The sequence below is a fragment of the Rhodococcus sp. P1Y genome (assembly GCF_003641205.1).
Lineage (GTDB): Bacteria > Actinomycetota > Actinomycetes > Mycobacteriales > Mycobacteriaceae > Rhodococcoides.
Genome location: NZ_CP032762.1, coordinates 1,147,090 through 1,158,594 on the forward strand (window position 1 = coordinate 1,147,090; position 11,505 = coordinate 1,158,594).

At 63.5% G+C, this 11,505-nt stretch carries 12 protein-coding genes and 1 pseudogene; 10 read left to right on the forward strand and 3 right to left on the reverse strand.

The window, feature by feature from the left end; translation table 11 throughout:
* Window positions 1–76 precede the first annotated feature (76 nt).
* Window positions 77–892, forward strand: a complete 816-nt coding sequence (locus tag D8W71_RS05430; RefSeq protein ID WP_121111658.1) for an SDR family NAD(P)-dependent oxidoreductase — start codon at window positions 77–79, stop codon at window positions 890–892.
* Here the strand turns inward: D8W71_RS05430 and D8W71_RS05435 are convergent.
* Together D8W71_RS05435 and D8W71_RS05440 are read right to left on the reverse strand one after the other, a co-directional pair.
* On the reverse strand, window positions 886–1,332 hold the full coding sequence (locus D8W71_RS05435) for a nucleoside deaminase (protein WP_121111660.1): 447 nt from the start codon (window positions 1,330–1,332) through the stop codon (window positions 886–888). The genes D8W71_RS05430 and D8W71_RS05435 overlap by 7 nt on opposite strands.
* Before the next feature lie 4 nt (window positions 1,333–1,336).
* Window positions 1,337–1,651 carry a hypothetical protein gene (locus D8W71_RS05440; RefSeq protein WP_121111662.1) on the reverse strand — a complete coding sequence of 105 codons (315 nt, stop codon included), beginning with the start codon at window positions 1,649–1,651 and terminating at the stop codon, window positions 1,337–1,339.
* A gap of 112 nt (window positions 1,652–1,763) precedes the next feature.
* On the opposite strand from D8W71_RS05440, the gene D8W71_RS05445 reads away from it, so the two are divergent.
* The gene (locus D8W71_RS05445; RefSeq protein ID WP_121118628.1) at window positions 1,764–2,450 is read left to right on the forward strand and encodes a FadR/GntR family transcriptional regulator; all 687 of its coding nucleotides are present in this window, start codon (window positions 1,764–1,766) and stop codon (window positions 2,448–2,450) included.
* Here the strand turns inward: D8W71_RS05445 and D8W71_RS05450 are convergent.
* Window positions 2,423–3,445: a LacI family DNA-binding transcriptional regulator gene (locus D8W71_RS05450; protein ID WP_121111664.1), complete on the reverse strand. Its 1,023-nt coding sequence runs from the start codon at window positions 3,443–3,445 to the stop codon at window positions 2,423–2,425. The two genes, D8W71_RS05445 and D8W71_RS05450, sit on opposite strands and share 28 nt — an antisense overlap.
* A gap of 353 nt (window positions 3,446–3,798) precedes the next feature.
* On the opposite strand from D8W71_RS05450, the pseudogene D8W71_RS27845 reads away from it, so the two are divergent.
* The 8 genes and pseudogenes from D8W71_RS27845 to D8W71_RS05485 all read left to right on the forward strand — a co-directional run.
* Window positions 3,799–4,285: pseudogene (locus tag D8W71_RS27845) on the forward strand (ATP-binding cassette domain-containing protein); the annotation flags it as partial.
* Window positions 4,286–4,543: 258 nt separating this feature from the next.
* A complete protein-coding gene (locus tag D8W71_RS27850; RefSeq protein WP_236077904.1) occupies window positions 4,544–5,341 on the forward strand; it encodes an ATP-binding cassette domain-containing protein in 798 nt (265 codons plus the stop codon).
* Window positions 5,342–5,379: 38 nt separating this feature from the next.
* Window positions 5,380–6,420, forward strand: a complete 1,041-nt coding sequence (locus D8W71_RS05460; protein WP_236077727.1) for an ABC transporter permease — start codon at window positions 5,380–5,382, stop codon at window positions 6,418–6,420.
* The gene (locus tag D8W71_RS05465) at window positions 6,410–7,447 is read left to right on the forward strand and encodes an ABC transporter permease (RefSeq protein WP_121111668.1); all 1,038 of its coding nucleotides are present in this window, start codon (window positions 6,410–6,412) and stop codon (window positions 7,445–7,447) included. The genes D8W71_RS05460 and D8W71_RS05465 overlap by 11 nt, the downstream gene beginning before the upstream one ends.
* A gap of 61 nt (window positions 7,448–7,508) precedes the next feature.
* Window positions 7,509–8,588: a rhamnose ABC transporter substrate-binding protein gene (gene rhaS / locus D8W71_RS05470; RefSeq protein WP_121111670.1), complete on the forward strand. Its 1,080-nt coding sequence runs from the start codon at window positions 7,509–7,511 to the stop codon at window positions 8,586–8,588.
* On the forward strand, window positions 8,588–8,929 hold the full coding sequence (locus D8W71_RS05475; protein WP_121111672.1) for an L-rhamnose mutarotase: 342 nt from the start codon (window positions 8,588–8,590) through the stop codon (window positions 8,927–8,929). Before rhaS ends, D8W71_RS05475 begins: the two co-directional genes overlap by 1 nt.
* The gene (gene rhaI / locus D8W71_RS05480) at window positions 8,926–10,092 is read left to right on the forward strand and encodes an L-rhamnose isomerase (RefSeq protein WP_121111674.1); all 1,167 of its coding nucleotides are present in this window, start codon (window positions 8,926–8,928) and stop codon (window positions 10,090–10,092) included. Before D8W71_RS05475 ends, rhaI begins: the two co-directional genes overlap by 4 nt.
* Before the next feature lies 1 nt (window position 10,093).
* Entirely contained in the window at window positions 10,094–11,491 is a 1,398-nt protein-coding gene (locus D8W71_RS05485) for an L-fucose/L-arabinose isomerase family protein (RefSeq protein ID WP_121111676.1), read from the forward strand.
* Window positions 11,492–11,505 lie beyond the last annotated feature (14 nt).

Genomic DNA, 11,505 nt, shown 5'->3' on the forward strand with positions numbered 1-11,505 from the left:
TATCGCAATGTTGTCATTGACAACTATGGTGTCACTGCCTACATTCGTGACTACCCAAGTCGATCGAGGAGTCATCATGGCGCTGGAAGTTCGAAACACAACCGTTCTCGTCACCGGAGCCAGCGCAGGGCTCGGCGTCGAATTCGCCCGCCGATTTGCCGCGCGGGGCGCGAATCTGGTTCTCGTCGCCCGGCGAGCCGACAGGCTGGAAACGCTTGCGGCAGAGATACGGTCGACGCACTCGGTCGAGGTGACCGTCCTCCCGGAAGATTTGTCCGTTCCCGGCGTCGGCGCTCGATTGAAAGCCGATCTCGACGACCGAGGGATCACCGTCGGTTCCGTCGTCAACAATGCAGGCTACGGGTCCCATGGTGCGTTCTCGGAAGCCGACCCGACGCGCATGATCGGCGAGATTCAGCTCAATGTCGGCTCGCTGGCTGAGATTTCGCGCGCCTTCATGCCCGATCTTCTCGCGGGACACGGCGCGCTGGTCAATATTGCCAGCACTGCCGCATTCCAGCCGACGCCGGGGATGGCCGTCTACGGCGCGACCAAGGCCTTCGTGCTGAACTTCACCGAAGCGCTGTGGTTCGAAGCGCGCGGCACCGAGCTGACCGTTCTCGCAGTATGCCCCGGCCCGACGAAGACGGAGTTCTTCGACGTGGTGGGCACCGAGGACGCGGCTGTCGGGCGAATGCAGACTGCCGAACAGGTTGTCGCGGCGTCGTTCTCGGCGTTGGATCGCAAGAGTCCGCCGCCCAGCGTCGTATCCGGCGTTGCCAACTGGGTCTCGTCGATCAGCACGCGAATGGCAACCAGAAGGCTCGGAGTTCTGATTTCCGGGCGCATCCTCGGGAACGTGCGGATGAAGGTATCGGCGGGTCGTCAGTAACCGATGTCCTCGTTCCACACCTCCGGCTCGCGGGCGATGAAGTCCGTCATCAGGTCGATGCAGTCCTGATTTCGGAGAACCGTGACGTCGACGCGGTGTTCGCGCAGCCACTCGTGGCCGCCGTCGAACGTCACGTTCTCACCCACGATCAAGCCGCCGATGTTGAACTGGCGTACCAATCCACTGCAGTACCAGCACGGCGACAACGTAGTGACCATGATCGTGGATCGATAGTCGCGCTGGCGGCCCGCGGCGCGGAAGGCGTCGGTTTCGCCGTGTGCGGAGGGGTCGCCGAATTGAATCCGGCGGTTGCGGCCCGCACCGAGCAGAGAGCCGTCCGACCTGAACAGCGCGGCACCGATGGGTATGCCACCCTCTTCTGCACCGAGACGCGCTTGGTCGAGCGCGACCTCGAGCAGTCCTTCCGCGCTGGGGCTCATGTCCTCAATCCCGGTGGAGCGTGCGGTCCCCGGTCTCGCGGTCGACGTCGAGGACGACATCGGGCGAGTCGGGGTGGTAGACGATCGGCTGCGGTTCCACGGCACGGAGCGCTCCTGCACGCAGGAAGAAGAAGCCACCGCCCAACAGAATGATCGTCGCTGCAGCGGCGATCCACACCCAACCTTCGAATCCGCCTGCGAGGGCGGTGATGAACAGACCTGCTGCAACGATTCCCGACATCAACATGACGACTGCTGTGCGGTTCTGGGCCGTCTTGATCCAGCGCGGGCCCGGCGCGTTCTTCTTCTTCTCTGCCATGATCGCGTCCCTTCGTGGTTACTACGATGCGGAGATACCCGCCACAGACTTATTCACACAATTGACGTCGCGACGGCGAACCGGCGTGGTGGGCCTCCTCTACGCTGATGCGATGCGCGCGCACGAGGTGGTTCTGAGCCGGATCGAGCAGGACCTGGCCTCGGGAAAAATTGGCGTAGGCGACCGTTTGCCGTCCGAGCGCGCGCTGGCGGAGGAACTGGGTGTCGGCCGCTCCTCCATCCGTGAGGCAATCAGGGTGCTGGAGGCGATGGGAGTGGTGCGGACTGCGGTCGGCTCGGGCCCGGATGCAGGCGCATACGTCATGGCCGACCCAGCGACGTCGATCGGATCCGCCTTGCGCCTGCACATGGCGACCCGGTTCTTACCGATTCCCGACGTGGTGCAGACCCGTGTTCTGCTGGAATCCTGGGCGTTAGCCGAGGCCGCGGGCCGTTCGGCCGATCTCACTGCCGTCGATGCGTTGCTCGATCGGATGGATGATCTCGGCTTGCCGCCCGAGCAGTTCCACCGTCTCGACGCCGAACTGCACGTGCGGCTCGCCGGTCTTGCGGGAAACGTCCTCGTCGAGGCAATGATGACCTCGCTCCGTGACGCGATACACGGATATGTGATGGAAGCGGTACCTGCACTCGATGATTGGGATGTGGTCGCGGTCAACCTGAGGTGTGAGCATCGCGGAATCGTCGACGCCGTTCGCGCCGGCCAAGGCGTCCGCGCTGCCACACTCGTGCGCGAACACATCGAAGGGTTCTACGCGCTCGCGCCTCTCCAGCCGTGATCGGTCGACCCACGTACGACGAGTGACGGGGTGAACGTCAGCTGACGGAACTCGTTGCCGCTCTGATTGTTCACCTGTTCCAGCAGTAATTCTGCGGCCGCGTGGCCGAGCTCGGCTCTCGGCTGCGCCACCGAGGTGAGCGGAACCGCCGCGCCGGCTGCGTAATCGATGTCGTCGTATCCCACGATGGCGAGATCATCGGGCACCCGCAGTCCGCGCTGAATGTACTCCTGCAAAACGCCAAGGGCCAGAAGATCATTGGCGCACACTGCGCCGGTCGGGGGCTGGTCGGACATGTCGAGGATACGGCCTGCGGCTTTCGCGCCTGCCTCGATGGTGAGCGACTCCGACCAGATCGTCGACATTCGTGTGCTCGCCGACTCGGCGACGGCGTCGAGTGCGCCCGCGCGCCGATCGCGGACCTGACGGATGCTTTCGGGGCCGCCGACGTACACGAGATTGCGGTGCCCGAGATCCATCAGGTGACGGGCTGCGAGCCGCCCTCCACCGATGTCGTCGACGGCGACCGAGGATCGGCCGGGTGTGCGCGATCCGCGATCGAGCAGCACCACCGGTGTGCCCTGACGGTCCAGCTTGTCGAGCATGGGAATGTTCTCGCCCACGGGACTGAGCAGAATTCCCTGTACTCGTTGTTCCATCAGCAATCGGAGTTGACGGTTCTCTCGCTCCTCGGATTCGCCGCTGCCGACGAGAACCATCAGCAGGTCGTGTGCGTCCGCGACGGACTCCGCACCTGCCGCGACGTCGAGGAAGAACGGGTTCCTCGCATCGAGGACGACAACGGCAAGCATTCGGGATTGGCCTGCACGCAGTTGGCGGGCCGCGTCGTTTCGAACGAATCCGAGCTGGGCGATCGCGGCTTCGACGCGTTCTCTCGTTGCTTCGGAGACCATGTCGGGCCGGTTGAGGACATTGCTGATCGTGCCCATGGACACACCCGCCAGGGCCGCGACCTCACGCATGCTTGCTGCCATCGCTGCACGCCCTCCCCTCGTCCTCGCTCACCCCGAAAGAAGTATGCCACCGCGGCTTCTAGGCGATCTACTTTATTGAATCGGTTCAGTGCGCGATGCGCAACCGGCGCGGACTGGATGCCTACCCGTGCAGCGTGTCGGGTGCCCGAGTATGACCGTTCGTGCAGTCTGTCGACCACGCCGCGGTCGGTCAGCGCCAATCGGCGGGCGAACTCGTCTGGATAACGATTCGATAACGCAGGTGGGTGATGTGAGTCACGGGGTTGACTTGTGTCCCCTGTCACTTCTAGCTTTTAGGGACAAAATGAACCGTTTCAATCGAGGCGAGTTCGATCCGACCGGGAGGTCCTTTGATGAGCGTCTCGACGACACCCGGCGGGGGTGGCACGGAGTCCACTCCATTGTTGGAGGTTCGGAACGTGACCAAATCCTTCGGCGCAGTGTCCGCCGTGGCCGGGGTGTCGTTCCCCCTGTACCCGGGCGAAGCGCATGCCTTGGTGGGCGAGAACGGCGCGGGTAAATCGACGATCGTCAAGATGCTGGCGGGGTGCACACCCCGACACAGGCACCCTCGTCGTACGCGGTGAGGACGTCACGCTCGGGTCGCCCGCCGAGGCGAAGGCCAAGGGCATCGCGGTCATCTATCAGGAGCCGACACTCTTTCCCGACCTGTCCATCGCCGAGAACATCTACATCGGCGCGCAGCCGAAGGGCCGCGGCGGAATGATCGACCGGGCCGCAATGAACGCGTCGGCAGACACGTTGTTCGCGCGACTCGGAGTTCCCATGGATCCGGAGCGGCTCGCGAGCGGATTGTCCATCGCCGATCAGCAGCTCGTCGAAATCGCCAAGGCCCTCTCCACCGAGGCGTCGGTCATCGTCATGGACGAGCCGACGGCTGCACTGTCCGGCAACGAGGTCGAGCGACTGTTCAAGGTCGCACGTTCCCTGTGTGCCGACGGCGCCGCGGTGCTGTTCATCTCGCACCGCTTCGAGGAGATCTTCGCCTTGTGTCAGCGCGTCACGGTCATGCGGGACGGAAGACACATCTCGACGCGTGAACTGACAGGTCTGACGGTCGACGACCTCGTCAAGGCGATGGTCGGCCGCGAGCTCGGGGCATTGTTCCCGAAGATCGACGTCGAGCCGGGTGCCGTAGTCCTCGAGGTCGACGGCTTGTCCCGCGCCGGAGTGTTCACCGATGTCAGCTTCTCGGTCCGCGCCGGCGAGATCGTCGCGTTGGCCGGACTGGTCGGAGCCGGACGGTCCGAGGTGATGCAGGCTGTGTTCGGCGTCGATCCTCGTGACTCCGGCGAGGTCCGAATCCGGGGCAAAGTGCTGAAAGCAGGTAAACCCAAAGCTGCGATGCGCGCCGGCATCGCGCTCGTTCCCGAGGACAGGCGTCAGCAGGGCCTCATTCCCGAGATGTCCATCGAACGCAACGCGACGCTGACGCGCTCGGCGGCGTTGGCGCGCTTCGGTTTTCTCGTCGGTGGACGTGAGCGTCGCTCCGCGTACGAGTGGACGAAGAAACTTCAGACGAAGTTCGCGCGCATCACCGATCCTGTCGGAACGCTGTCCGGCGGTAACCAGCAGAAGGTGGTTCTGGCCAAGTGGCTTGCCACCGATCCGACGGTCCTCGTCGTCGACGAACCGACCCGCGGCATCGACGTAGGGACGAAAGCCGAAGTGCACAAGATCATTTCCACTCTCGCGAGTGAGGGAGTGGCCATCGTGATGATCTCATCCGAGCTGCCCGAGGTTCTGGGGATGGCCGACCGCGTGCTCGTCATGCGCGAAGGACGTATCGCCGCGGAGATCGACCGCGCCCACGCCACCGAGGAATCGGTGATGTTCGCAGCCATGGGATCGACGGACTCGGGGGCAGCCGCATGAGTGTCACAGGAGTGGAGCCTGCGGAACGACCAGGGAATGTGACTGACGTACACGCCCCCGCCGGGCCGTTGAAGCCGGTGGACACCGGGCGCTCACTCGTCGAGAAGATTCTTCGAATGCGCTCGCTCGGCATACTCGCCGCGCTCGTCGTGCTCGTCGCGGTGACCACCGCGAAGAATTCCTCGTTCCTGTCCTCCCAGAGCATCCGCGACCTGCTGCTCGCGGCGTCCATCGTCGCAGTTCTGGTCGTCGGCCAGACCGTCGTGATGATCACCAAGAACATCGACCTCTCGGTCGGCTCGATCCTCGGCCTGTCCGCGTTCGCGGCGGGTTCGCTGATGCACAGCTCGCCCGACCTGCCCATCGTGGTGGGGATACTCGCAGGCGTTGCGGTCGGTGCGGTGTGCGGAGTCGTCAATGCCGTACTGGTTCGATTCGGCGGAGTCCCCGCGCTCGTGGTGACGCTCGGCACCATGTACATCTTCCGCGGCGTCGCGTACTTCTGGGCGGGCGGCGAACAGATCACCGCCGACGAGATGCCCGCGTCGTTCCTCGATCTAGGCACGGCAAGCGTTCTCGGCGTGCCGATCCTGGTGCTCGTCGCCCTCGTGGCGATCGCCGTCACCGGCGTCTACCTCGGCCGCTACCGGAGCGGCCGAGATCTGTACGCGATCGGATCCAACGGGCATGCCGCCGAGCTCGCCGGAATATCGGTCGGCAAGCGCACTCTCGCCGCGTTCGCGTTCTCCGGTGCCATGGCCGGAATTGCGGGTGTCATGTTCGCCGCACGCTTTGGAACTGTCGACGCCGCAGCCGGAACCGGCTACGAACTCAACGTCATCGCCGCCTGTGTCGTCGGTGGAGTGGCTGTGGTCGGCGGGATCGGGACCATTTGGGGCGCAGCCCTCGGCGCACTGCTGCTGACGACGATCAACAGTGCACTGCCGGTGCTACAGATCAACCAGTTCTGGCAGCAGGCCATCGTGGGTGCGCTCATTCTCATCGCCATCGCGGCGGACCGAATCGCGGCAGTGCGTGCCGCGCAGCAACTTCGAAAGAGGAGCGCTCATGTCGAGTGATCTCGCCACACGCCCGACGCCGGCACCGCCGACGCCTGGGACCGGCAGCCGGTGGCGAGAGCTTCTCGCCAACTGGGACACCGCGATCATCACGCTGACCGTGCTCGTGCTGATCGGTGCCTCGGTCACCAACCCCGACTTCGGGAGTAGCACCAACTTCACGTTTCTCGTGCTCGATCTTGCGCCGATCTTTCTGATCGCCCTGCCGATGACACTGATCATCGTGACCGGGGAGATCGACCTTTCGGTGGCCAGCACGCTCGGGTTGAGCGGCGCGGCCATGGGCTGGATGTGGAACAACGGGTTCACCATCGAGATGATCGTCCCGATGTGCATCCTGCTCGGTGCGGTGCTCGGTGCGCTCAACGGTTTTCTCATCGCCGGACTCGGATTACCCTCTCTCGCAGTGACGATCGGAACGCTCGCGCTGTTCCGCGGGCTAGCGTTCGTGCTGCTCGGTGATCAAGCGGTGTCCAACTTCCCTCGCGCGTACACCTCGTGGGTCACCGGCACGGTCGGCGACACTCCGATTCCCAATCTTGCGATACCGTTGGTGATACTTGCGGTGATCTTCGGAGTTCTGCTGCAGTCGACGGCCTTGGGGCGCAACATCTATGCCACCGGCGCCAGTGCAACTGCAGCGAAGTTCGCCGGCATCGACGGAAACCGCATCAAGTTCTGGCTCTACGTGGTTGCAGGCGCCGTCGCGGCTCTCGCGGGTGTCCTGTGGAGCCTGCGTTACTCGAGTGCGCGCGCCGACAACGGTTCGGGTCTCGAATTATCCGTCGTCGCAGCAGTTCTGCTCGGCGGCGTGTCCATCTTCGGCGGTAAGGGCCGGCTCCTCGGCGTGCTGGCTGCCGTGGTTCTGCTTGCCGCACTGCAGAACGCTCTTCGTCTCGAAGACATCTCCAACGAAGCGCTCACCGTCGTCACCGGAGTCCTGCTCATCGTCGCCGTGCTCCTGCCCAACATCCTGAAGACCGTCCGAACTTCCGCTCAGCGTCGAAAAGCCATCAACCGTATGTGAACGGAAATACCTAGTCTGCTATGCATTTCCGTTCACATAGGGCCTACCGAAAGGATCTTTCATGACCAAGCTCTCCCGGCGCCTCGCGCCGCTGGCAGGCGTCGCAGCACTGTCTCTGGTGCTGACCGCGTGCGGCGGAACCACGCAGGACTCGGCGTCCGAATCCTCCGACAGCGGCAGCCGCGTCACCGGAACCGCGAATCCCGACGCCCCGATCACCGAGGGGCTGAAGATCGCCTTCCTGCCCAAGCAGCTCAACAACCCGTACTCCGACATCGAGGTCGCGGGCGGTGAGACCGCTGTCGGCGAGATCGGCGGCGAATACAAGCTCGTCGGCCCCAACGACGCGAGTGCGTCGTCGCAGGTCTCCTACATCAACACGCTGATCCAACAGAACCAGGATGTCATCGGCATCGCCGCCAACGATCCGAACGCTGTGTGCCCGTCGCTCAACCAGGCACGCGATGCAGGCATCAAGGTCGTCACGTTCGACTCGGACGCGTCCAAGGACTGCCGTGACCTGTTCATCAACCAGGCCACCACCGAGGGCGTCGGCGAAGCACTCGCCAAGATGACGAGCGATCAGATCGGCGGCACCGGCAAAATTGCCATCCTGTCCGCCACCCCGAACGCGACCAACCAGAACGCTTGGATCGAGGTGCTGAAGGAGCAGCTCGCTTCCAACCCCGACTACGCGAACATCGAACTCGTCGCCACCGTCTACGGCAACGACGACGATCAGAAGTCGTTCCAGGAGACCCAGGGTCTGCTGCAGACCTACCCGGATCTGAAGGCTATCGTCTCACCGACGACCGTCGGAATTTCCGCTGCGGCACGGTACATCTCGTCGTCGAACTACAAGGACAACGTCGTTCTCACCGGTCTCGGAACCCCGAACCAGATGCGTGAATACGTCAAGAACGGCACCGTGAAGCAGTTCGCACTTTGGGACCCCACCGACATCGGATACCTCGCCGCCTACGCAGGTGCGGCACTGGCGTCGGGACAGATCACCGGAGCCGAAGGCGAAACCTTCACCGCAGGCGAGCTGGGCGAGTACACCATCGGCGCCGACGGAGAACTGGTGCTCGGACCGCCGACCGTGTTCGACGCCGCCAATATCGATCAGTACAACTTCTAGTGAATCGGTACTGCTTCACCCTTCAGCTTCGGCCCGAGGCCGTTCCCGAGTATTCCCGACGCCACGCGCAGGTGTGGCCCGAGATGCTTCAGGCACTGAAAGCCAACGGCTGGAACAACTATTCTCTGCACATCCGCGACGACGGTCTGATAGTCGGCTACGTCGAAAGTGACGATCTGGACGCGGCGCAGAAGGCGATGAGCAGTACCGACGTCAACGCGCGGTGGCAGGCCGAGATGGCCCCGTTCTTCACGGGTCTCGGCTCTGCCACCCCGGACGAAGGGTTCGTGCTCCTGTCCGAACTCTTCCACCTCGAGAGCCAGCTAAGGAACCCATCATGACCGCTGCAGTACAGGACATCTCGGCGCTCGCCGACTTCGGAATCGAGGTGCCGAGCTGGGCGTACGGGAACTCGGGCACCCGGTTCAAGGTGTTCAGCACCGCCGGCGTTCCGCGGACCCCGTTCGAGAAGGTCGCCGACGCCGCCGAGGTCAACCGCGTCACCGGGGCCGCTCCGCGAGTGTCGCTCCACATCCCATGGGACTACGTCGACGACTTCGGCAAGTTGGCCGCTTTCGCATCCGACAACGGAGTCGCTCTCGGTGCCGTCAACTCCAACGTGTTCCAGGACGACGACTACAAGCTCGGTTCGCTCACCAACGCCGATCCGAGGATTCGTGCGAAAGCTGTTGCGCATCATCTCGAATGCATCGACGTGATGCGGGCGACCGGATCGAAGATGCTCAAGCTCTGGCTTCCGGACGGCACCAACTATGCCGGCCAGGATTCGATCCGTGCACGGCAGGATCGGCTGGCCGAGTCTCTGCAGGAGATCTACGCGGGTCTGGACGACGACCACCGTCTGCTCATCGAGTACAAATTCTTCGAGCCGTACTTCTACACCACCGACATCCCGGACTGGGGAACCTCCCTGCTGCATTGCCTTGCACTCGGGGACAAGGCGCAGGTAGTTCTCGATACCGGCCACCACGCACCTGGTACCAACATCGAGTTCATCGTCACTCAGCTCATTCGTCAGAACAAGTTGGGCGCCTTCGACTTCAATTCACGCAACTACGCCGACGACGACTTGATCGTCGGTGCGGCCGACCCGTTCCAGCTCTTCCGCATCATGAACGAGATCGTCTCCGCCGGTGCTCATCTGCCGGAGTCCGGAATCAACTTCATGCTCGATCAGTGCCACAACATCGAACCGAAGATTCCCGGTCAGATTCGCTCGATCATGAACGTCCAGGAAGCCACGGCCAAGGCCTTGCTCGTCGACGCACAGGCTCTCGACGAGGCTCAGCGCGGCGGCGACATCCTCGGCGCCCACGCGGTGTTGATGGATGCCTACAACACCGATGTCCGTGGACTGCTCGGTGATCTAAGAGAATCCAAGGGACTGGGCCGCGATCCCGTCGCGGCCTTCGCGCGGTCCGGGTACATGCAGCGCATCGAATCCGAGCGTATCGGCGGGCAACAAGCCAGTTGGGGAGCCTGACATGCAGAGGAAGACGAGACTCGGATTGGTGTCAGGAGGCCTCGGTGCCTACTGGCCGCAGTTCCCCGGTCTCCTCGAGACTCTGAAGGAGTCGGCGCGATACGTCACGGAACGATTCGAGAAGCAGGACTGCGTCGTGGTCGATGCGGGATTCGTCTCCGATCCGATCGAATCCGCCTCGGCGGCCGAGCACTTGCGGCGTGCCGACTGCGACCTAGTCGTCGTCTTCCTCACCACCTATCTAACGTCATCGATGGTGTTGCCGATCGCGCAGCGCGTCGACGCGCCCGTGTTGTTGATCGATCTTCAACCGACCGAGGCGATGGATCACGCGAACACCGGAACCGGGGAGTGGCTCGCATACTGCGGGCAATGCCCACTTCCCGAGGTCGCGAACGTGTTCCGCCGAAGTGGAATCGACTTTCGCTCGGTGTCCGGGTATCTGCGTGACGAGAACGCGTGGTCACGGATCGATGCGTGGGTGGGAGCGGCGTCGGCGAGGGCGGCGCTCCGTCATGCACGGCTCGGACTGATGGGCCACTTGTATCCGGGGATGCTCGATATCTCCACCGACGTGACGTTGCTGTCCTCGCAGTTCGGCTCGCATGTCGAGATCCTCGAATTCGACGATCTACGTGTGCGCGTCGACGACGTCACCGAAGCGGAGGTGTCCGATCGCCTCGATCAAGCGAGAAGCATCTTCACGCTCGACGACTCCGTGGACGCCGGGGACTTCGCCTGGGGCGCCAAGGTGTCGGTCGGTCTGGATCGACTGGTCGAGGACTTCGGTCTCGATGCCATGGCTTACTACCACCGCGGACTGGGCGGCGAACTTCACGAACGATTAGGCGCAGGAATGATTCTCGGCGCGTCACTGCTCACCGGACGAGGCATTCCGCTTGCGGGTGAGTACGACATCCGAACTGCGGTAGCGATGCTGATTGCCGACCGTCTCGGCGCCGGCGGCTCGTTCACCGAACTGCAGGCTCTGAATTTCCGCGACGGCGTCGTGGAAATGGGTCACGACGGGCCTGCCCACTTGCAGATATCATCGGGTGCACCGCTTCTGCGTGGACTGGGTGTGTACCACGGCAAGCGCGGTTACGGCGTCAGCGTCGAATTCGACGTCGAAGCAGGACCTGTGACCACGTTCTCGATCGGACAGAACCGCGACGGTTCGTTCACGTTCATCACCTCCGAGGGCACGGTGGTTCCTGGGCCGCTCCTCCAGATCGGCAACACCACCTCCCGAGTCGACTTCGGCCGGGACCCAGGTGAGTGGACCGACGAGTGGAGTGCCACCGGAACCGGTCACCACTGGGCGCTGTGCACAGGACACCGCGCCAAGGACATCAAAGCCGCAGCAGAGTTGCTCGGCATCTCGTACGTAAGCGTCTGAAAACTGCAAGCGTC